This window comes from Promicromonospora sp. NPDC110617 (genome assembly GCF_055598465.1).
Genome location: NZ_JBVKBM010000001.1, coordinates 16349 through 37470 on the forward strand (window position 1 = coordinate 16349; position 21122 = coordinate 37470).

Annotated in this window: 15 protein-coding genes; 4 read left to right on the top strand and 11 right to left on the bottom strand. The window is 72.7% G+C overall.

All coding sequences use genetic code 11. The annotated features are described in order from the left end of the window. The first annotated feature begins 276 nt into the window (after positions 1-276). Positions 277-2493 carry a S9 family peptidase gene (locus ACZ7LE_RS00080; RefSeq protein WP_470403258.1) on the top strand — a complete coding sequence of 739 codons (2217 nt, stop codon included), beginning with the start codon at positions 277-279 and terminating at the stop codon, positions 2491-2493. A gap of 60 nt (positions 2494-2553) precedes the next feature. Here ACZ7LE_RS00080 and ACZ7LE_RS00085 read toward each other — a convergent pair whose 3' ends face one another. The 3 genes from ACZ7LE_RS00085 to ACZ7LE_RS00095 all read right to left on the bottom strand — a co-directional run bounded on the left by ACZ7LE_RS00085 (position 2554) and on the right by ACZ7LE_RS00095 (position 5402). Further along, positions 2554-3831 (bottom strand): glycoside hydrolase family 3 N-terminal domain-containing protein, encoded by a 1278-nt coding sequence (locus ACZ7LE_RS00085; RefSeq protein WP_470401392.1) that lies wholly within the window; start codon positions 3829-3831, stop codon positions 2554-2556. 55 nt (positions 3832-3886) lie between these two features. Beyond that, the gene (locus ACZ7LE_RS00090) at positions 3887-5059 is read right to left on the bottom strand and encodes a threonine aldolase family protein (protein WP_470401393.1); all 1173 of its coding nucleotides are present in this window, start codon (positions 5057-5059) and stop codon (positions 3887-3889) included. A gap of 139 nt (positions 5060-5198) precedes the next feature. Further along, positions 5199-5402, bottom strand: coding sequence for a cold-shock protein (locus ACZ7LE_RS00095; RefSeq protein WP_036971009.1), 204 nt, complete (start codon positions 5400-5402; stop codon positions 5199-5201). Between the two features lie 337 nt (positions 5403-5739). Here ACZ7LE_RS00095 and ACZ7LE_RS00100 point away from each other — a divergent pair, with 337 nt between their 5' ends. Both ACZ7LE_RS00100 and ACZ7LE_RS00105 read left to right on the top strand, forming a co-directional pair. After that, complete coding sequence (locus ACZ7LE_RS00100) at positions 5740-7017, top strand: ABC transporter substrate-binding protein (protein ID WP_470401394.1); 1278 nt, start codon at positions 5740-5742, stop codon at positions 7015-7017. Between the two features lie 163 nt (positions 7018-7180). Next, the gene (locus tag ACZ7LE_RS00105; RefSeq protein WP_470401395.1) at positions 7181-7936 is read left to right on the top strand and encodes a hypothetical protein; all 756 of its coding nucleotides are present in this window, start codon (positions 7181-7183) and stop codon (positions 7934-7936) included. A gap of 24 nt (positions 7937-7960) precedes the next feature. Here the strand turns inward: ACZ7LE_RS00105 and ACZ7LE_RS00110 are convergent, their stop codons facing one another. Beyond that, a complete protein-coding gene (locus ACZ7LE_RS00110; protein WP_470401396.1) occupies positions 7961-12088 on the bottom strand; it encodes a TM0106 family RecB-like putative nuclease in 4128 nt (1375 codons plus the stop codon). A 408-nt stretch (positions 12089-12496) separates the two neighbouring features. Between ACZ7LE_RS00110 and ACZ7LE_RS00115 the strand changes: the two genes are divergently transcribed. Beyond that, the gene (locus tag ACZ7LE_RS00115; RefSeq protein WP_470401397.1) at positions 12497-13420 is read left to right on the top strand and encodes an excalibur calcium-binding domain-containing protein; all 924 of its coding nucleotides are present in this window, start codon (positions 12497-12499) and stop codon (positions 13418-13420) included. Between the two features lie 127 nt (positions 13421-13547). Here ACZ7LE_RS00115 and ACZ7LE_RS00120 read toward each other — a convergent pair whose 3' ends face one another. The 7 genes from ACZ7LE_RS00120 to ACZ7LE_RS00150 all read right to left on the bottom strand — a co-directional run bounded on the left by ACZ7LE_RS00120 (position 13548) and on the right by ACZ7LE_RS00150 (position 20985). Then, complete coding sequence (locus ACZ7LE_RS00120) at positions 13548-14894, bottom strand: hypothetical protein (protein WP_470401398.1); 1347 nt, start codon at positions 14892-14894, stop codon at positions 13548-13550. Between the two features lie 2 nt (positions 14895-14896). Further along, on the bottom strand, positions 14897-15514 hold the full coding sequence (locus tag ACZ7LE_RS00125; protein WP_470403259.1) for a SigE family RNA polymerase sigma factor: 618 nt from the start codon (positions 15512-15514) through the stop codon (positions 14897-14899). Between the two features lie 508 nt (positions 15515-16022). Beyond that, positions 16023-17426 carry a hypothetical protein gene (locus ACZ7LE_RS00130; protein WP_470401399.1) on the bottom strand — a complete coding sequence of 468 codons (1404 nt, stop codon included), beginning with the start codon at positions 17424-17426 and terminating at the stop codon, positions 16023-16025. After that, positions 17423-17998 (bottom strand): SigE family RNA polymerase sigma factor, encoded by a 576-nt coding sequence (locus tag ACZ7LE_RS00135; protein WP_470401400.1) that lies wholly within the window; start codon positions 17996-17998, stop codon positions 17423-17425. The genes ACZ7LE_RS00130 and ACZ7LE_RS00135 overlap by 4 nt, the downstream gene beginning before the upstream one ends. A gap of 180 nt (positions 17999-18178) precedes the next feature. After that, positions 18179-18994 carry an amino acid ABC transporter ATP-binding protein gene (locus tag ACZ7LE_RS00140; protein WP_470401401.1) on the bottom strand — a complete coding sequence of 272 codons (816 nt, stop codon included), beginning with the start codon at positions 18992-18994 and terminating at the stop codon, positions 18179-18181. After that, on the bottom strand, positions 18991-19965 hold the full coding sequence (locus tag ACZ7LE_RS00145; RefSeq protein WP_470401402.1) for an amino acid ABC transporter permease: 975 nt from the start codon (positions 19963-19965) through the stop codon (positions 18991-18993). The genes ACZ7LE_RS00140 and ACZ7LE_RS00145 overlap by 4 nt, the downstream gene beginning before the upstream one ends. Positions 19966-20055: 90 nt before the next feature. Continuing rightward, complete coding sequence (locus tag ACZ7LE_RS00150; RefSeq protein WP_470401403.1) at positions 20056-20985, bottom strand: ABC transporter substrate-binding protein; 930 nt, start codon at positions 20983-20985, stop codon at positions 20056-20058. Positions 20986-21122 lie beyond the last annotated feature (137 nt).

Here is a 21122-nt window from a genome sequence, read left to right on the forward strand (position 1 = left end):
AGGTCTCGGTGCCTACGACGCCAGCATGATTCAGTCCTGCTTAACCAGGCCTGCATCAAACTGATGCCATCGGCGTGCGGCGAGTGTAGCCGTGCCATGTGTCACTCGTTACACCCGTGGGTCACACCCTGGTCACGGAGTGCCATGGTCGAGGGCAGGGGGAGGGCGCGGAACGCCCCCTCGCCCGGGCGTCGTCACGGTTAGGCTGACGCGGTGTCCGACGACGCCCTGACTCCCCCAGCGGCCGCCCCCGCGGCCGATCGACCGACCGGTTCCGTGCGGGTCCTCCCGTCCACCGAACCACCGTTCACCGTGCGCCGCCCGCGGGAGCGCACCTTCCACGGCGACACCTTCACCGACGACTACGAGTGGCTCCGCGACAAGGAGGACCCCGAGGTCGTCGCACACCTGGAGGCGCAGAACGCCTGGACCCTCGACCGTCAGGAGCACCTCGCGCCGCTGCGGCAGACGCTGTTCGACGAGATCAAGGGCCGCACCCTGGAGACCGACCTCTCGGTCCCCGCGCGCGACGGCGACTGGTGGTACTACGCCCGCACGGTCGAGGGCCAGCAGTACCCGATCCACGCGCGGTACCCCGTGGCCGGCCCGGACGACTGGACGCCCCGTGTGCTCGAACCCGGGCAGCCCGTGCCGGGCGAGCAGGTCATGCTGGACCAGAACGCCGAGGCCGAGGGGCACGAGTTCTTCGCCCTGGGCTCGCTCGACGTCTCCGACGACGGCACCCGCCTGCTGTACGCGACCGACACCGCGGGCGACGAGCGCTACACGCTGCGCGTCCGCGACCTCGCCACGGGCGAGGACCTTCGCGACGAGGTGCGCGACACCGCGCCGGGCGCCATGTTCACCCCCGACGGCGAGCACGTCTTCTACCTGACCGTGGACGACGCCTGGCGGCCCTGGCGCGTCTGGCGGCACCAGCTCGGCGCTGCCGGATCCGACGACGTGCTGGTCTTCGAGGAGCCCGACGAGCGGTACTGGGTGGGCGTGGGCCTGTCCCGGTCCAAGAAGTACCTGCAGATCGAGCTCGGCTCCAAGGTGACGAGCGAGTCGTGGCTGCTGGAGGCCGACGACCCGACGGGCGAGTTCCGCGTCGTCTGGCCGCGCCGCGAGGGCGTCGAGTACTCGGTGGAGCACGCCGTGCTGCCGCCGTCGGAGGTCGAGCCGGTCGCGACCCCTGGCTCGGCCGGCGACGTGCTGCTGATCCTGCACAACCAGGACGCGCTGAACTTCGAGCTGGTCGCCTCCCCCGTCCCGGCGCCCGGCGAGAGGGTCGCCCCGGAGTCGGCGACCGTCGTCGTGCCGCACGACCCCGAGGTGCGGCTGGAGGGCGTCAGCGCGAGCGAGCGCTACGCGGTGCTCTACTACCGCCGCGGGGCGATCTCCCGCTCGGCCGTGCTCCAGCTCCCCGCGAGCGGCCCGGTCACCTGGGACTTCCAGGAGATCTCGTTCGGCCAGCCGCTGGAGTCCGTCGGCGCGGGCGTGGGCGTCTGGGAGCAGCCCAACCTGAAGGTGGGCTACACGTCGTTCGTCACGCCGTCGTCGCTCTACCTGTACGACGTCGCCTCCGGCGAGCGCACCCTGCTCAAGCAGCAGCCTGTGCTCGGCGGCTACGACGCCGGCGACTACGACCAGCGCCGGGAGTGGGCCGTGGCCGAGGACGGCACGCGCGTGCCGATCTCGCTCGTCTGGCGCAAGGACAAGGTGCGGTTCGGGGTGTCGTCCGACCCGACCGGCGCAGGCGACGCTCCCGCCGAGCCCGCTCCCGTGCTCCTGTACGGGTACGGCGCATACGAGTACTCGATCGACCCGTACTTCTCGATCGCCCGCCTGAGTCTGCTCGACCGCGGCGTCGTCTTCGCCGTCGCGCACGTCCGGGGCGGCGGCGAGATGGGCCGCTCCTGGTACGACGACGGCAAGCTGGCCGCCAAGCGCAACACGTTCACCGACTTCGTGGCCTGCGGCCGCCACCTCGTCGCGACCGGCTGGACGGCGTCCGACCGCATGGTGGCCGACGGCGGCAGCGCCGGCGGGCTGCTCGTCGGCGCCGCCACCAACCTGGCGCCCGAGCTGTTCACCGGGGTGCTGGCCGGGGTGCCGTTCGTCGACGCGCTGACGTCGATGCTCGACCCGACGCTGCCCCTGACCGTCACCGAGCGGGACGAGTGGGGCGACCCGCTGAACGACCCCGAGGTGTACGCGTACATGCGCTCGTACACGCCGTACGAGAACGTGGCCGACGACGCTGCGCACTACCCGCGCGTGCTCGCCACCACGAGCTTCAACGACACCCGCGTGCTGTACGTGGAGCCGGCCAAGTGGGTGGCCCGGCTGCAGGCCGCGGGGGCGCCGGCGATGCTCAAGATCGAGATGTCGGCGGGGCACGGCGGCGTCTCGGGGCGCTACTCCGCGTGGGAGCAGGTGGCGTTCGAGCACGCCTGGACGCTGGACGTGCTGGGGCTCGCGGACCGCTGACCGGTGCCGCTGGTCGAGCTGGTCGAGACCCGGGTCTCGACCAGCTCGACCAGCAGGACGTCAGAGGCCGGCCTTGGCCGCGACCACCCGGGCCGCGGCGGCGTCGATCTTGGCGGCGAACGCCGGGTCGGCCTTCGCCGCCTGGACCAGCGCGTCCACCATCGCCGGGGCCACGGACGGCCGCGCGGACGCGAGCACCACGTCCACCCCGGCGTCGACGGCGCGGACCGCCCGCTCCCCCGGGGGCACGCTCTCGACCTGGACCGCCGCCGACAGGTCGTCGGTGATGATCACGCCGTCGAACCCGTGCTCGCGGACCAGCCCCACCACGGTGGGGCTGAACACCGCGGGCGCGTCGGGGTCGATCCGGGAGTAGATCGCGGACGACATCATGACCAGGCCGGAGCCGTCCTTGATGCCGGCGTCGAACACCGCCACCGACGGGTCGTCGGGCCCGGTCACGGTGTCGGTGACGCCGGCGGTGGTGTCCGTGTTCCCGGTGACCCGGCCCAGCCCCGGGAAGTGCTTGACCGACGTCTGCACGCCCGCGTCCCGCTGCCCCTCTGCGAACGCGTTGCCGTGCGCGATCACGGACTCCGCCGTGTAGCCGTAGTTGCGCCCGAAGACGCCGATCGGCGCGTTCGACGCCGCGCTCTGCTGCGGTACGAGGTCCATGACCGGCGCGAGATTGAGGTTCACGCCGGCGGCGGCCAGCTCCTGACCCCAGGTCAACGACCGGGCGCGCAGGTCGGACGGGGAGAGCTGCGCCTGGTCGAGCGCGCTGGGCATGTCGCTGAAGCCCTGCCCCCGCAGGACCTGCACCTCGCCGCCCTCCTGGTCGGTGGCGACGAAGAGGGGCACCGGCGAGGTGGACGCGGCCACCGCGGCGTCCACCAGGTTCTTCACCGGCTGCCGGCCGGCGTGGGTGCGGCCGTGCAGGAACACGCCGCCGATCTTCCGGTCGCGCAGCATGTCGAACGTGGGCTGGAACGGGCCCTTGACCGGCAGGCCGACCATCACGACCTGGCCCACCTTCTGCTCCAGGCTCCAGCCGGCCACGAGCGACAGGTCGGGCTCGCCGGGCTCCGGCGTGGGCGGGGTGGACGACGTCGCGCTGGGTGCGGGCTGCGCGGGGACGTCCGACGGCGGGGGGGCGCCGGACGGCGAGCCGCTCGGCGACGGGCTGCTGGGCGGGGTGCTCGGCCGAGCGCTCGACTGCGAGGGTCCGGGCAGCGAGGTCGGACCGGGTTCGCCGGCCGGCGCGGAACAACCCGCGGCCAGCGCGGCGACCGTGAGCACGGTCGCGGCGAGCAGGCCGACGGGGCGAAAACGGGTCATGACCATCAGTGTCACCCCATCGTGGCCCCGACGTGCAATCGGCTCACCAGCGGGATCAGAGCGCCGCGCCGACCACCCGCACGAACTCGTCGACGTCGGCCTCCGTGGTGTCCCACGCGCACATCCAGCGCACCTCGACACGGTCGGCGGTCTCCCCCGGCGCCCAGTCGTAGAACCGGGCGTGCTCACGCACCCGGTCTGCCGCCGCGCGGGGCAGCGTGACGAACACGACGTTCGCCTCGGTCGGGTGCCGCAGGACGATCCCGGCGCCGTGCTGCAGCAGTCCCGCCGCCTCGATACCCGCCCGCAGGCGCGCGGCCATCGCGTTCGAGTGCGCCGCGTTGCGGAGCCACAGCGGCCCGCCACCGTCGGTAGGGGCCGTGGTGCCGGGCGTGGTCGCGCCGGATGTGGTCGTGCCGGACGTCGGCGTGCCGGACGTCGGCGTGCCCGGCTCGCCGAGCAGCGCCAGGAGCTGGGCCGACACGAACCGGGTCTTGGACGCGAGCTGCATCGTCGCCTTGCGCAGGTACGGCACCGCCTCGGACAGCGCCGCCGCCCCCGCCGGACCAGCCGCGTCGCCGCCGGGCAGGACCACCACGGCCTCGCCCAGCATGCCGCCGTTCTTCGCCGCGCCGAGCGAGACGATGTCCACGCCGACGTCGGTGGTGATCTCCCGCAGCCCCACGCCGAGGGTCGCCGCCGCGTTCGCGAGGCGGGAGCCGTCGACGTGCACGCGCAGCCCGGCCGCGTGGGCGGTGTCCGCGAGCAGCTTGAGGTCGGCCACGGAGTAGACCGTGCCGAGCTCCGTCACCTGGGTGAGGCTCAGCACCGCGGGCTGCGCGCGGTGCACGTCGCCGAGGTCGCCGGCGTAGCGGTCCACGGCGTCGGGCCCGATGCGGCCGTGCCTGCTCGGGACGGCGAGGATCTTGAGGCCGCCCACCCGCTCGGGCGCCCCGTTCTCGTCGGTGTGGACGTGCGCGACGTCGCTGGTGATCACCGCGCCCCAGCGCGGGGCGGCGGCCATGAGGCTGATGACGTTCGCGCCCGTGCCGTTCAGGACGGGGAAGATGCGGGCCTGCTCGCCGAACACCTCCTCGGCGCGGTGCTGGAGGCGGGCCGAGACGGGGTCGTCGCCGTACGCGACGGCCGCGCCGTCGTTCGCCGCGGCGACCGCGGCCATGACCTCGGGGTGGACGGGAGCGTAGTTGTCGGAGGCGAAGTGCTGCACCCGCCCATTCTCCCGCCCCGGTGCCCGGCGGCCCGTCCCGGTGCCGGGCAGGGCGAAGGCCCGGCCACCTCGAAAGGTGACCGGGCCTCCGCGGTACAACCGGGCGAGCTCAGGAGCCCGCCATGCCGGCTGTCAGAGATCAGATCGGGCGGATGTTCTCCGCCTGGAGGCCCTTCGGGCCCTGCTTCACGTCGAACTCGACGCGCTGGTTCTCCTCGAGCGAGCGGTAGCCGCTCGACTGGATCGCGCTGAAGTGGGCGAACACGTCCTGCCCACCGTCCTCGGGTGCGATGAACCCGAAGCCCTTCTCGGCGTTGAACCACTTGACGGTTCCGAATGCCATGTACTGCTCCTTGCAAGATGCGACGACCCCGGCCTTCGGGATCGCTGTAATCACGGTGTCGTCGTCATCTCTTGGAAGAACGATCGAGGCACTGCAACACGGCAAGCGTACCTGCCCGTGCCCAGGAAAGCCCGATCAATCTCCGTGAGGTGCGTCCGGCGGGTGACTGGATGAACTTTCCTTGGGTCTAGGGTGATGTGGGTCACGTCCTCGTAACAATCTCGGTCGGGGTGGGGGATTCGTGACACAGGCGTCACACAAGGTGACTACTTTCAGCGACCACGACGGAGCAAAGTGCGCCGTCAGATCCACTCCCGCTTGAAGGGGAACAGCAGACATGATTCGACGTTCCACGGCTGCGCGCGGGCTCGCGCTAGCGGCAGTCCTCAGCGTGGGCTTGGCAGCCTGCTCCACCTCGGGTTCTGGCGATGAAGAGGGCGGGGGCTCTGCCGAGCCGCTCGTCGTCGGCACCATCCTCCCGATCACCGGCTCTCTTGCCTACCTCGGTCCGCCCGAGGTCGCGGGCGTCGGACTTGCGATCGACGACATCAACGCGGCCGGGGGCGTGCTCGGCAACGACGTGACCCTCGAGGGCGGTGACTCCGGTGACTCGACCGACATGAGCGTGTCGACGAACACCGCCACCGACCTCATCGGGAAGGGCGTCCAGGTCGCCATCGGCGCCGCGTCCTCGTCCGTCTCGCAGAACGTGGTGGACCAGTTCACCGAGGCCGGGGTTCTCCAGATCTCGCCCGCGAACACCGCCACCGAGCTCTCCGGCGTGAGCGACCTGTTCACCCGTACCGCTCCGCCGGACACCGTCCAGGGCGCCGCGCTCGGCTCGCTCGTGCTCGACGGCGGCCACCAGAAGGTCGCCTTCCTCGTGCAGAACGAGACCTACGGCACCGGTCTGCGCGACAACGTGCAGAAGTCGATCGAGGCCGGCGGTGCCGAGGCCGTCTACGGTGCCACGGGCTCCGGCGAGGAGTTCGCCCCGGGCGAGACCAACTTCTCGTCGATCGTCACCGACGCCCTGGCCGCCAAGCCGGACGCCATCGTCATCCTCGCGTTCGAGGAGACCAAGGCCGCCATCGCCGAGCTCGTCTCGCAGGGCTGGGACTTCGACGGCACCACGTACCTCTGCGACGGCAACACCGCCGACTACTCCAAGGACTTCGACCCGGGGACGCTCAAGGGCGTCGTCGGCACCATCCCCGGCGCCGACCCCGCGCAGGAGTTCAAGGACGAGGCGAGCGCCTGGTACGAGGAGAACGAGGGCGAGCCGCTGACCGACTACGCCTACGCCGCGGAGTCGTACGACGCCGTGATCCTCGCCGCGCTCGCCGCGGTGAAGGCCGAGTCGACCACCGGTACCGACATCGCCGCCCAGATCCGTTCCGTGTCCGGCGCGGACGGCGGCACCGAGGTGTCCACCTTCGAGGAGGGCGTCGCCGCGCTCGAGGCCGGCGACGACATCCACTACACGGGTGTCTCGGGCATCGGCCCGATCAACGAGGACAACGACCCGTCGTCCGCGTTCATCGGTGTCTACAACTACGCCGACGACAACACGCTCGAGTTCGACCGTGCGATCGAGGGCTCCGTCGAGGGCTGACGCTCCCGGCTGACACAGCACGAAGGCCCGGTCACCTCGGTGGCCGGGCCTTCGTCATGTCCCGTTCGTGTCCGGGAGGGACGATGGCCGGGAACCCTGGACCACGGCGCGCCGTTGACCGGGTTGGACCGTCAGGACCGAACCTCACGAAGGACTGAGATCAATGGGCTTCCTCGACCGACTGCTCGGCCGCGAGCCGCGCGAGCAGACACCCGGCATGTACCAGGGCGGCGGCACGCCGCGGCCGCAGTACCAGCAGGCTCCGGGTCAGACCCCGGCCTACGGCACCGCTCCGGTCTACGGATCCGCCGCGAGCACGGGACGCAGCGAGGACGAGGTGGCCATCGAGCGCTACCGCTACCTGCTGCGCACCGCACCGCCGGACCGGGTCGAGGAGGCGCACGCCGAGGCGTTCGCCCAGCTCACGCCCGAGCAGCGCAACCAGGTGCTGGCCCAGCTCAGCGAGACCGTACCGCCGAACGAGCGCGCGACGTCGGACGACCCGCGCGACCTGGCCCGCATGGCCACCCGCGCCGAGATGCGCAACCCCGGCACCCTGGAGCGGAACTTCGGCGCGAGCCGCGGCCCGGGCTTCGGCTCGATGCTCGGCGCGAGCATGCTCGGCACCATCGGCGGCATGGTCATCGGCTCGGCCGTGGCGGACATGATGTTCGGCAGCTCCTTCGGCGACCCGGCGCAGGACTTCGCCGGCGAGGAGGGTGGCGGCGAGGGCGGCGGTGAGGAGGCCGGCGGCGAGCCCGTCGAGGCGGCCGGTGCCGAGGGCGGCGACGCGGGAGCCGATGCCGGGGCGGACGCCGGTGGCGACGGCGGCGGCGGCGGCGGGTTCTTCGGCGACATGTTCGGCGGTGGGGACGGCGGCGGCGACTTCGGGGGCGACTTCGGCGGCGGCGAGTTCTGACCCGTCCCGCCGGGGCCCGGCGGCTCAGGCGCCGATGAGGCGGAGGAAGCCGCCCAGCTCCATGAGGTGGCGCACGCCGTCGGCCTCCAGGTCGCCGGGCAGGTAGTCGGTGAGGCGGGGCGACGAGATGACGACGGCCCGCCACTGCGCGCGCGACACCCCCACGTTGATCCGGTTGCGCGAGAGCAGGAAGCCCATCCCCCGGGAGACGTTCTCGGGGGCCGACGCGGCGAGCGTCAGGATCGCGACCGGCGCCTCCCGACCCTGGAACATGTCGACGGTCCCGACGGGCACCCCGCCGAGGCCCGCGGCGTGCAGGGCCTGGCGCACGGTGTGCACCTGAGCGTTGTACGCCGCGACCACCACGACGTCGTCGGGACCCAGGGGCCGGGTCGGCCGCCCGGCCCCTGGGTCCCACGTGCGGCCGACGACGCCCTGCACCTGGCGCACCACCTCGTCGGCCTCCTCCCGGGAAGACGTCGAGCGCCCTTCATGGGCCACCGGGACGTGCACCACGCCGGGGTCCACGCCGTCGAGCGAGCGTTCCGTCGTGACGGGGTGCGCCGAGAGCCGCCCGGCGTAGGAGAGCTGGGACACGGCCGCGCAGACCTCGGGGTGCATGCGCCACGACTCGGGCAGCAGGTAGCCGAGGCCGTCGGGCAGCACGGAGCTGCCGGCCGCGAGCCAGGCGAGCGCCGACTCGTCCACCGGCTCAGGGTGCCGGCCCTGGCTCACCTGCGGTAGCTGCTGCGGGTCGCCCAGCAGCAGGAGCCGCTGGGCGGCCCGGCCGACGGCGACGGTGTCGGCGAGCGAGAACTGCCCCGCCTCGTCGATCACGAGCAGGTCCAGCCCCTCGTCGGGCCAGCGCTCGTGCGCGAAGTCCCAGGCGGTGCCGCCCACCACGCAGCCGCCGGAGCCGCCGGCGGCGAACTCGGCGAGCTGGCTGCCCGTCAGCTCCTGCCACGGTCCGGCCGGTTCCCGCTCGACGCCCTTCGCACGCTGCTTCTTGGCGACCACGTCGACGGGCACGCCCGCCTTGTCGACGAGGCAGCTCAGCAGGTTCTCGACCGCCGAGTGCGACTGCGCGACGACACCCACCCGCCAGCCGGCGTCGACGAGCCGGGCGACCACGTGCGAGCCGACGTGCGTCTTGCCGGTTCCGGGCGGACCCTGCACCGCGAGGTAGGAGTGGTCGAGCCGCTCGACGGCGGCGAGCACGGCGGCCTCGAGGTGGAGCCCGCCGACGTCTCCCCCGCTGGTCGTGCCGGTGAGCTCCGGCAGGTCCCCGCCGCGCTGCCCCGTGGCGGGATCGACGAGCCGGGGCGGACGGCGGCACAACAGGTCCACGGCGGCGCCGTCGGGCAGGGTGCGGTCCGCGTCCCACGCGGCGAGCGCCGCGCGGGCGGCGTCCTCGGTCGCGCGCTCCTGCGCGTCGTGCGCTGGCCCGCGCTGCGGGGCGAGCGCGACGGGCGCCTGGTCGTGCGGGTCCGCTCCCCCGGAGAGCCGCTCGCGCAGGACCACGACGTCGCGGCCCCGGGGTGCGTCGTCGCTCGCGGGCTCCTCGCGGAGCTCGAGGATCACGCCGCCGGAGTGCTCGCCGCGCACGGCCCGCGCCTCCAGCTCGCCGACCACCGGGGGCACGGGCTGGTCGTACAGCACGTGCACGGGGTCGCCGACGCCCAGGTCGGACCCGTCGATGCGGGACCCGTCGAGCATGCGACCCACCAGCTCGACCTCGCGCGAGGGAAGCCGGTCCCGCCCCACGACGCTCCAGTCCCGCAGCACGCGCGAACGTTCCACGTGGAACGTCGACCGCCGGCCGGGCCACTCGTCCAGGGGCAGCTCGAGCCGTGCGAAGTGCTCCTGCCAGAACGGCTTCTCCTCCCGCTGGTAGTACCCGACGGCCGCGCCCAGCAGCGCGAGCGCCTGCACCTCCAGCGACCGCTCCCCCCGGTTCTCCCCGACCCGCTCGGCGACCTCCCCCGCCAGAGCCAACCGCCGCTCCCGCCCCTCCCGCCGCAGCCCACCCCGCCCGGCCCGGGCCTCCCCGTTCCCTCCACCAGCACCGTCGACCCCGCCACCGCCACCAACGCCTGACACACCTCGGGCCCCACCGGTCCCGTCCGCGCCCCCGACATCACGGGCCGATCCCGATCCGAGCCCCCCTCGCTCAACAGCACCACCCCCGTACCCCCCACCCGGGGACTCGGGCACCCCGACCCCACCACCAGCCGAGGACCCACCCCCCTCGGAGGGCGACCCGACAGCGAAGGCCGTGGGAAGCGAGACCCCGCGCGCGGATGTATTCCTTCCCGAAGTGGAGGGCCCCCTGGGGCCCGTGAACGCATCCGCGCGCGGGGTCTCGCTTCCCGCGGCCGCCCCGGCCACGTCACCGGACACAGACCCGACCGAACCCCGAGCCCAACGCAACCAGTCCAACAACCGCAACGTCGACCGACAGTCGTACTCGTTGTAGTCCAGGATCCGCTGCCGCAGCTCCGTAGCCCGCGCGTCCCCCTCACCCACCAACTTCGCGTACTCCGCGTACTCCGTGACCGACGCCGTGGCGCTCGTGACGCCTTCCCGCGCCGGGTCGTCCTGCATGTAGAGCGGTTCGAGCTTCTTGATCGACTTGGACCGGTTGGAGATGCGCAGGCACGACCGGACCACGGCGTAGAGGTCGACGAGCACGCCGTCGCGCAGGAGCTGGTCCACCTCGTCCTCGTAGACGCCGTGGCGTGCCGCGATCGAGAGCAGGTGCGTCCGCTCGTAGGCGGCGTAGTGATAGACGTGCAGGTCGGGATGTTCCGCGAGCCGTGCGTGGAGATGGTCCACGAACCGCACGAGGGCGTCGCGCTCACCGGTCAGGTCATCCGCCCACAGCCCGTGGAAGGGCGGGGTGCCGCCGTCCGGCCCGGGGCGCTCGACCCAGCCGAAGAGGTAGTCGAGGCCCATGGCCGGCGCCTGGTCGTCGCCGGGCAGCCGCGCCTCCTCCCACAGGGGGTCCCCCTCGAAGTCGAAGAACACGTCGCCCGGGCTCGGCGGCGGGAGGCGGTCGATCGCCTCGGTCGCCACGAGCTGCCAGCGCAGCCGCGCGTCGGGGCCGTCCGGGTCGACGCCGTCGGACAGGTGGTCGAGCGCGACCGAGCCGTCGCCGTCGTCCAGCCCGAGCTGGAGGCGCGCCTGGGCGCGCAGGCCCTCGAACCGACCCGCTGCCATGCCGTCCGGCGGGGCCTCGGCGGTCGCGAGCGCGTCGATCGTGGTGAGGCCCGCCGCGGACAGCCTGGCCCGCTGCGCCCCGTACACCCCGCCGACGAGCAGGACGTCCCGGCTCTCCTCGGCGGCCTCGGCGCAGTCCGGGCAGTCACGCAGCCGGCCGCAGGCCAGGTAGCGCTCGTCGTGCCAGCGCACGGGACCCGCGTCGGCGACGTGCTCGTCCAGGACCTCGATCAGCCGGGCGCGCCGCTTGCGGAAGACCGGCAGCAGGTCGGCGAGCCGGTGCGACGTGGTCTCGCCGGTGCCGAGCACGAGGTGCACCTCGTCGGTCGGGTCGATCCGCGCGGCCATGAGCTGGTCCGCGTACGCCGCGAGCTGCAGCAGCGCCCGCACCTTGGTGCGGCGGGCGAGCTTGGAGTCGTGCACGGCGTACCGCGGTCGGGCGACGTGCGCCTCGGCGTGCCGGGGCCACCGCTCCGGCGGCACGACCCCCTCGGCGCCGCCCAGGCGGACCGTCTCCCCCAGCAGGTCGCGCACCAGGAAGTCGGCCCGGCCGTGGAACCGCCCGTCGAAGAACGAACCCTGGTAGACGACGTCCGCACCCTGCTCCAGGGCGGCCAGGGTGCGGTCGTGCGCGTCGACCAGCTCGTCCCGCGCCATGCGGCGGGCGGGCGCGACCTCGAGCACCCCGCCGGGCCGCTCGTCGTCGGCCGGGCCGAAGGTACGCAGGTACCCGGCGAGCACGCGGCGTTCGTGGTCCTCACCGAGAGCCGCCGTGCGCGCGAGCATCTCGTCCTCCTCCCGCGCCCGGCGCGGGCTGCGGCCCAGGAGCTCGTCGAGGCGGCGCAGCAGGCGGAACTCGCACTCGCCCGCGACCACGAGGTCGCTGGCCGAGTGCACGAGCGTGCTGGCGTCGTCGCGCTCCAGGAGGAACATGCCCCCAGGTCTACCAGTGACCTCTGACACGAGCGCGCTACTGTCGCTCCCACACGCGGGGGAAATGTCCGGCATGGCCAGTGCTTCTGGCGCCGACCCGCCTGCATGGCCGATAGTGGGGCCGACCGTATCGAAGGAGCAACCATGCCCGTGCGCTTCAACCCGCCTCCGGGTTGGCAGGTGCCCCCGGGATTCCGACCCGACTCCACCTGGGCTCCCGACCCGTCGTGGCCTCCGGCCCCGCCCGGTTGGGACTACTGGGTCGACCGCCCCGACGCCCCCCAGCCCGATTCCGGACCCACGGGTGCCGCACCGCCGGCACCCCCCGCACCACCAGCTCCACCGGCACCGCCGGCTCCCGTCGGCGGCCCGGACGGGGGCGCCGACACGAGGACCGTCGCGATCCAGGTGATCGACGCTCCCGGTCGCCGTCCGGCGCCCGCGCCGTCCGCGCCGCCCGCCATGGTCCCCGCGGACGCGATGGGCTCGACCATGACGATGGCGCCCATCGGCGCCCCGCCCGCCGCGGGACCGCCCCGGCCTGGCTCCGGGCCACAGGCCGTCTACCCGCCGCAGTCCGGGATGGCGCCGCCGCCCCCGCCGCCCGAGGCCAAGGGGCCGGCGTCGGGCATGCTCGCCGCCCTCAAGGGGCTCGGCGGCCGGAAGGCGACGACGCCTGCCGACGCGGGTTCCGAGCCCCACCAGGGCGCCAACGGCCCCGGTCCGCTCAGCATCGACGACGTGAACCGGCGCCCGGGCGGCTCCGTCCCCGTCGGCACCCTGGCGCCCGGACCGCAGAGGGCCGGCCAGCGTCCCGGCGGCCCGTCCCGCCAGAGCGGCTCGCGCCCCCCGGGTGCCGGGCTCATGGTCGCCATCGGCGTGGCCGGGCTCGCGCTCGGCGTGATCATCGGCGTGGTCGTCACGGCCGGCCAGCAGGCCGACGCGAACCAGGCGATCTCCGACGCCCAGAACATCCGGTCGGAGATGGACGAGGCCCGCGCCGAGATCGAGGCCGCCCAGGCGCAGGTCGACAAGCGACGTGACGAGGTGGCCGAGCGCGAGAAGGCGCTGGGCGACCGCGAGGCGCAGGTCAAGGAGCAGGAGGCCGCGCTCAAGCAGCAGCAGGAACAGCAGCAGCAACAACAGGAGCAGCAACAACAGGAGCAGCAGGAGGAGGAGAACAGCAACGGGAACGGCAACGGGACCGTCTTCTACTGGAACTGTGACGCCGTCCGTGCCGCGGGCGCCGCGCCCCTGCCCAACACGGCGCCGGGCTACCTGCCGCACCTCGACCGGAACGGCAACGGCGTCGCCTGCGAGGACGGCGAGTAGGCCGGACCGCCCGACCGGGTCGGAGCAAGAGTGAACGGGCCGAGGCAGATCCCCAGATTCTGCCTCGGCCCGCTCGGTTGTTCCCGGCCCACGCCATCTCCCCAGACGAGACGCGGACCGGGAAGTCTTATCCCCCGAAGAGTCCCTCCAGGAGTTCACCGAGACCGAGGGGATCCTCGTTCTCGGGAGCTTGGGTCGGCTCCTCGCTCGGAGCCGGGGTGGGCGACACACCGCCGTCGGGCAGGACCTCGCCCGTCGCGGCGAGCTGCGACGCCTCGCTGATGTCGATCAGGCACAGCCGCCAGACGTCGGCGTCCACGCCCTTCGGCGCCTGCCAGAACGCCTTGCCGGTGAGGCCCGCCGGGGCGGTCCAGGGCGTGCCCGTGCGCTGCGCCACGCAGGACTCCATCGCGGGCACCTCGTTCGCCTGCGGGTCCTCGACCAGCAGCGGGGCGAGCTCCGCGACGAGCGGCGTGGGTTCCCCGGCCTGGGGTGTGGCGACATCCTTGCCCGCGACGTCGTGGATCACCGCGCACTCGGGCGACGTGCTGCGGCACCAGGACGCGCTCCAGGTGTCCTGGCTCGCGTAGACGAAGCCGCGCGGCTCCGCCGTCGAGCGCTCCACCTGCAGCACGCGCATCCACACGCTGCCGTCGCCGAGCACGTCGAACGGCGTGACCGGGAGCGACGCCCCCGCCTGGGGCGCACCCGCCCCGCCGCCGTTCTCGGACCCCGGTGACGCGGACGCCCCCTGCGCGTCCGCGGCACCATCGGTCTGCGGGTCGTCGAAGACCAGGAACTGGTCTCCCTCCTCCGCGCCGGAGGAGAAGCCGAACACGAGGGCCGGGCCGCCGTCGGACGGCAGGACCATCGCGTCGGACGTGACGCCGCGCCAGAGCAGGGTTCCACCGAGGTTCCCCGCGCGGAGGTTCTGCAGGGCGGTGTCGCCGCCCGCGAGGACCTCCAGGTCTGTGGCGCTGTGCCGGCCGTCGATCTTCGCCAGGGTCACGACCGCGAGGTAGCGGTCGCCCCCTCCGGCGGGGAGGCCGAGGTCGAGCACAGCGGTGTCCGCGTCGACGCGGTATGCGGCAGGCCGCGCCACGGAGGTCACTCCGGGCGCGAGCTCCGCGAGCTTCGTCACCGGGTCGGGCGCCGGTGTCGCGGTGGCCGACGGCGGCGCGGGGTCGACCTCGACCGTCGCCATCGGCTCCGCGGACTCGACGGTTTGGACCTCTACCGGGGCGCTGCTCCAGAGTCCCGGGATCCCCGGGAGCGCGCCCGCCGCACCGGCGCCGGCCGTGGCCAGCACCAGCGTCGAGGCCAGCGAGACGCCCGCCCGGCGCACGGCGTGCTTGCGCCGGCTCGACCGCAGGACGCCGTCCAGGTCGAGCGTCGACCTGGGCACCGACGCGTGCGCCGACTCGCGGAGCCGGGCGACGAATTCGTCGTCGGGAGCGCCGTGGGAGAGGTTCATGTTCATCGCGTTCCGCCCAGCGAGTCGAGATCGAGGATCGCGCGCAGGTGGGCGAGGCCGCGCGAGGCCGTGGACTTCACGGTGCCGAGAGGGATGCCGAGCTCGGTCGAGACCTCGGACTCCGAGAGGTCCAGGAGATGGCGCAGCACCACGACGCGGCGCTGCTTGAGCGGGAGGCGGAGGAGGGCGCGCACGACGGTGTCTCGGTCGTCCACGGTGCGCGTCGGCATCCGGCTCGACGCGCGGGCCACGCGGACGTCGTCCTGCGGCAGCTCGTCGGGTCCGGTCAGCACCTCGCGCCGCGTACGGCGCCAGGCGTCGATGCGCAGGTTCGCCAGGACCCGGCGCGCGTACACCAGCGGGTCGCCCTGGCGGGCCTTGTGCCAGTGCCGGTAGCAGCGCTCGAAGGTCTGCTGCGTGAGCTCCTCCGCGCGGTGGGCGTCACCGCTGAGGAGGAAGGCCATCCGGTGCAGTGGATCCTTGGCCTCTCGCATGAACGCGGTGAACTCTTCGTTCTTCGAGATCTGTGCGTTCCTGCGCGCGTGAGTGGCCCTCGGCCGGTCTGTACGCACGGGGATGGAGGGTACGTCATCCGGCTCCTCCGACCCACCTCGAACCACCGTGAGCGGTCGGGTGGCGGGGACCGGTTCGGCCGAGCCCTTGCGTGGTCTGTCCTTGGTCCTGCCGAGGGTGCCGTTCGACGGGGCCGCGGACCCGGGCTCCGGGTCGCGCTCGGTCGTGGCTGCCAGGTCGGTTTCTCCGTCGCCCGCGACCGGCACGATCGCGAGCTCCGCCGCCGACCTCGGCGTCGAGGTGGATGAGGAATCTGGGGTGTTCTGCTGGGTGGTCACGGTCTCCAGGTCGTCCGCAGAGCTGGAGTCGGCGCGCACGACGCGCAGGACCACGGGCTTGGGGGCCCGGGACTCTGGCGCTCGAACACGCGGACTCGTGACTGTCACGAACGGAACACGGCCGCACCGGGACGAAGGTTCCATTTTGGTTCAGAGAAATTTTCCGGGCCGTGCGCAGCCCGCACCGCCGCGCCGTCCGCCACACGACGAAGCACGTGTCAGACGGACAGGTCACGGGGGTGACCTGAGTGTCTGACACGTGCTTCGTCGGGCGCCGTCAGCGGCGGAAGTCCAACGTCCCCAGGAAGGTGTGGAGATCCCGCAGACCCTGCTCGTCGCCGTCGAACTCGACCACGAGGAACAGGTTCTCGCCCCGGTCCTCCTGGTGGATGTAGATGTCGACCCAGTAGTAGTCGGTCTCCCCGTCGACGTTGTGCGCGGTCGGGATCACCTCGGCGTAGTCGGCGCCGGGGACGTCGATCATCTGCGACCCCGGGGTGCCGGACGGCGTCCACCAGTTGCCGCCGGGCTTGCCGCCCTGGACGTAGACCCGCTCGGGGGCCTCCATGTCCTCGGCGGCACGTGCCTTCTCCTCGGCGGTGGCGTCGGTCCACCGCTTCAGCGTCTCCTGGTCGATGCCGGGATCCACGTGCGTGACCCTGGTCCCGGTCCACTCCACGCCCGGCGAGAACTCGCCCTCCGTCTCCTTCGAGGTCCAGCCCTCCGGCACCGCGAACCGCAGGCCGTTGTGCTCGGTCGGGACCCAGTCGGCCGGGACCCCCCGCTCGATGGCGTCGAGCACCGGGGCCGAGAACTCCGGCAGGTACCAGTCGGGCTCGCCCGCCTCCTTGAGCCAGAGGTTCCCGACGAAGTTGCGCAGCATCTCGTCGCCCTCGGCGTTCGCCGCGAACCGGGTGTCGATGATCCAGCCCTCGTCGCCGCTGCGGATCGTGATGGTCGCGGGCCGCACCTTGCCCTCGCGGGCGTGCTGCTCGATGACCACGAGGTCGGCACCCTCGATGTCGAGCGTCGTCGCCCCCGAGTCCTTTGCCGGAGCCGTCCAGCCCGCGACGTCGAACACGTTGCGCAGCTCGATCGTGGCGTCCATGTCGTCGATGGTGCCGTTCTCGCCCATGCCGTAGGCCTCCGGGTGGTCCGGGGCGAGCCAGCCGGCCACCCCGCCCGCGTTCACGTCGCCGACGGCGATCCAGCCGCCCGGCGGGACCTCGTACCAGAGACCGCCGAGGATGTAGGGGGCTGCGCCCGGGCCCTCGACCACGCCGCGCTCGACGCCGGGGAGCACGGGCAGCGTCCCGCCGCCGGTCTCCAGGTAGGTGGTGGGCACGTCGCTCGGTTCCGGCGTCGGCTCGGCCGTCGGGTCCGTCGACGGCGACTCCGTGGACGGGGCCGACTCGCTGGTCGTCTTGACCGTGCCCGGCAGTGGCCCCTGCCGGTCGGCGTAGATCGCCCCGGCCACGCCGACGCCGGCGCCCGCCAGCACCACCGCGACGACACCGGCCGTCACCGTGGTCACGACCCGGCGTCGGCGCACCGTCCGCACGGCCCGGGTCGCCATGGCCACCGGGTCGAGGCTCTCGGGCGGCTCGACGGTCGAGCTGGCGGCCCGCAGGTAGGCGAGCACCGCGGCGTCCTTCTTGGCGTGGATGTCGTGCACGTTCACGATCGGCTCCCTTCGCGACCGGGCACCACGAGGGTGCGGAGGCGCTCCAGGGCGCGTGAGGCGGTGGACTTGACCGTCCCGGTGGAGATGCCGAGCTCCGCGGCCGTCTCCGCCTCGGACCGGTCGAGCAGGTAGCGCAGCACAACCACCCGGCGCTGCTTGACGGAGAGCGCCAGGAGGGCGCGGACCAGGCGATCACGGTCGGCCAGCCCGGCGTCCGACGCCGGGGCGCTCCTTTCGCGCAGGCCGAGCGCCGGTTCGTCGGTGAGCACCTCGCGGCGGGTGCGGCGCCAGGTGTCGATGCGGGCCGTCGCCAGGACGCGGCGCGCGTAGGCGAACGGGTCGCCGTCACCCACCTTCTTCCAGGCCCTGAACGTGCGTTCGAGGGCGAGCTGCACCAGGTCCTTCGCCCGGTGCTCGTCGCCGCTCAGCAGGTACGCGATGCGGTACAGCGCGGGGGTGCTCTCCTGCGCGAACGCCGTGAAGTCGGCGACCGGGTCGAGGCTGCTCCGGACGACGGGGATCTCGCCGGTGCCCTGCTCGGGTTCCAGGGTCACCGCCACCTCGCTCATCCGGTGCACCACCGCGTGGTGCGGCCGGACTGCCCCGGCGTTCGTTCACGGCGCCCAGCGCGCCGCATCGTGTGCGTCATGCACCTTAGACGCAGCCGGTGCCCGTCGGGGTTCCGTCCTTTCCGAACGGATATGTGTCAGACGTACAGGTCACCCGGGTGACCTGTACGTCTGACACGGTCAGAGCACGTGCGCCAGGAAGTCCTTGGTGCGCTGCTCCTGCGGGTCGTCCAGCACCTTGCTCGGCGGCCCCGACTCGACGATGACGCCGTCGTCCATGAACACGACGTGGTCGGCGACCTCCCGGGCGAACCCGATCTCGTGCGTCACCACGATCATCGTCATGCCGGACCGCGCCAGGTCCTGCATCACCGCCAGCACCTCGCCCACGAGCTCGGGGTCGAGGGCCGACGTCGGCTCGTCGAACAGCATGAGCTCGGGGTCCATGGCGAGCGCCCGGGCGATGGCCACGCGCTGCTGCTGGCCGCCGGAGAGCTGCGCCGGGTAGTGGTCCATCCGGTCGGACAGCCCCACGCGGTGGATCAGCTCGACCGCGCGCTGCCGCGCCGCCTTCTTGGAGAGCCCCCGCACCTGCACGGGCGCCTCCATGATGTTCTCGATCGCCGTCATGTGCGGGAACAGGTGGAACCGCTGGAACACCATGCCGATGCGCGAGCGCTGCTTCGCGACCACCTTGGGGTGGAGCCGGTGCAGCACGCCCTTGGCGTCCTCGCGGTAGCCCATGAGGTCGCCGCCCACGACGACGGAGCCGCCGGTGATCTCCTCCAGCTCGTTGATGCAGCGCAGGAGGGTGGACTTGCCGGAGCCGGACGGCCCGAGGATCACGGTGACCTCGCCGCGCGCGACGTCGAGGTCCACGCCCTTCAGCACGTGCACGGCGTCGTGCCCGTGGCCGAAGACCTTGTGCACGGCGCGGACGGACACCATGTCCGTGGAGCCCGCCGGGACGGCCGCGGCGTCGGTGGGGGCGCTCATGGTGTCACGTCCTTGTTCACGTCTTGCTGCACGGTCCCGGCCGCGGCGATCGCCGCCTGCTTGCCACCGGCCGGGCCCTTGCCCCGGCCGCGGCGCCGCGTGGTCGTGCCGAACCCGCGCCCGTAGTACTGCTCCAGGTAGTGCTGGCCCACCATCAGGATCGAGGTGATGAGCAGGTACCAGAGTGCTGCGATGACCAGCAGCGGGATGGGCAGGAAGGTGCGGTTGCCGATCGCGCTCGTGGCGTAGGTCAGCTCGAACGTGAGCGGCACGGCGACCACCAGGGAGGTGGTCTTGAGCATCGAGATGGTCTCGTTGCCCGTCGGCGGCACGATCACGCGCATGGCCTGCGGCAGGATCACGCGGCGCATGATCTTGCCGTCCTTCATGCCGAGGGCCTTGGCGGCCTCGGTCTGCCCCGGGTCCACGGAGGTCAGGCCCGCGCGCACGATCTCCGCGAGGTAGGCCGACTCGTTGAACGCCAGGCCGAACAGCGCCAGCCAGAACGCGGTGAGCACCTCGTCGGTACGGAAGGAGAAGAACTCCGGCCCGAAGGGGATGCCCAGCGACAGGCGCGGGTACAGCACGGCGAGCAGGCCCCAGAAGATGAGCTGCGTGTAGATCGGCGTGCCGCGGAAGAACCAGATCCAGGCCCAGCTCACCGAGCGCATGACCGGGTTGTCCGACCGCCGCATCATCGCGAGCGCAACGGCGAGCACCACGGCGATGGCCATGGAACCGAACGTGAGCACCAGGGTCCACAGCACGCCGCGGATCACCACGATGTCACGCAGGTAGAGCCAGACCACGTCCCAGCGGAAGTTCTCGTTCGTGATCAGGGCGTTGGCCGCCATGGCGGCCAGGATCAGCACGGCCACCGCTGCGACGAGGCGGCCGGGACGCGGCACGGGCCGCGCGTGGATGCGGTTGGGCACAGGGTCGCTGCCCGACGCGGATGTCTGCGTCGTCACGTCACCCTTCCTTCCCTCGAAAAGTTGAGTGCACGGTACCCGTGGTCCGCGCCGGGCGCGGACCACGGGTGCCGTGCACCGGCGGACGGGTCACTCGGCGGGGTTGAGCTCCGCCTCGTCCACCACGGCGTCCGCGCTGCCCCAGGAGGCGAAGATCTCGCCGAGGGTGCCGTCGTCGATGAGCTTCTGCACCGCGGTCTGCACGGCCTCGGTCAGGTCCTCGTCGTCCTGGGAGACGACGATGCCGTAGGGCGCCGCGTCCAGCACGTCGCCGATGGTCTCGATCTCGCCGGAGGTCTGCTCGACCGCGTACGCGGTGATCGGCGAGTCGGCGTACATGGCCTGGAGCTTGCCGCCCACGAGGTTGGTCGTGACGTCGGCCTGCGACTCGTAGCGCACGACGTCGATCGGGTCCTCGCCGTCCTTCTCGCACTGCTCGGTGGCGGCGGTGAGCTCGTCGTCCTGGATGGTCGACGTCTGCACGCCGATGGTGGTGCCGCACAGCGCCTCGGGGTCGAACTCCTCGGGGTTGCCCGCGGCGACGCCGTACTGCGAGCCGGCCGTGGCGTAGCTGATCATGTTCGCCTCGGCGGTGCGCTCGTCCGTGATGGTGAACGCCGAGATGCCCGCGTCGTACTTGGAGCCGATGGCGGGGATGATGCCGTCGAACGCGGCCGACTGGACCTCGACGTCCAGGCCGAGCACCGCCCCGACGGCGGTGATGGTGTCGATGTCGAAGCCGACCGGCGTCTTGCCGTCGACGTCGATGAACTCCGCGGGCGCGTACGCGGTGTCGGAACCCACGGTCAGGGTGCCCTTGTCCGCGATCTCCTTCGGGAGGAGCGCGGCGATCTCCTCGTCGACCTCGACGGACGACGGGTCGAACGACGCCTCGGCGCTGGCCTCGTCGGAGGCTCCGTCGGAGCCGGCGGGCTGCTGCGACGCGTCGGTGCATGCAGTCAGCACGAGGGTGGCGGCGGCAAGTGCGGCCGCGGCGGTCAGGGCGGGAAGCCTGCGCATCAGGGGTCTCCTGGTCGGGTTTTTTGATCGTCTCGCGAGGCCCCCGGCGACCCGACAGATCTCTGTCATCAGGGGAGCAGAGAACCCGACGGCGCACGTGGCGCCTCGACTCGAGTCTCACCCAACCGTGACTGGTC

Excerpts from the sequence above, each read along its gene's own strand:
- ACZ7LE_RS00085 (WP_470401392.1), bottom strand. The coding sequence starts at position 3,831 with ATGACCCGTTTTCGCCCCGTCGGCCTGCTCGCCGCGACCGTGCTCACG.
- ACZ7LE_RS00150 (WP_470401403.1), bottom strand. The coding sequence starts at position 20,985 with ATGCGCAGGCTTCCCGCCCTGACCGCCGCGGCCGCACTTGCCGCCGCC.
- ACZ7LE_RS00105 (WP_470401395.1), top strand. The coding sequence starts at position 7,181 with ATGGGCTTCCTCGACCGACTGCTCGGCCGCGAGCCGCGCGAGCAGACA.
- ACZ7LE_RS00100 (WP_470401394.1), top strand. The coding sequence starts at position 5,740 with ATGATTCGACGTTCCACGGCTGCGCGCGGGCTCGCGCTAGCGGCAGTC.
- ACZ7LE_RS00140 (WP_470401401.1), bottom strand. The coding sequence starts at position 18,994 with ATGAGCGCCCCCACCGACGCCGCGGCCGTCCCGGCGGGCTCCACGGAC.
- ACZ7LE_RS00095 (WP_036971009.1), bottom strand. The coding sequence starts at position 5,402 with ATGGCATTCGGAACCGTCAAGTGGTTCAACGCCGAGAAGGGCTTCGGG.
- ACZ7LE_RS00135 (WP_470401400.1), bottom strand. The coding sequence starts at position 17,998 with ATGAGCGAGGTGGCGGTGACCCTGGAACCCGAGCAGGGCACCGGCGAG.
- ACZ7LE_RS00110 (WP_470401396.1), bottom strand. The coding sequence starts at position 12,088 with ATGTTCCTCCTGGAGCGCGACGACGCCAGCACGCTCGTGCACTCGGCC.
- ACZ7LE_RS00120 (WP_470401398.1), bottom strand. The coding sequence starts at position 14,894 with ATGAACCTCTCCCACGGCGCTCCCGACGACGAATTCGTCGCCCGGCTC.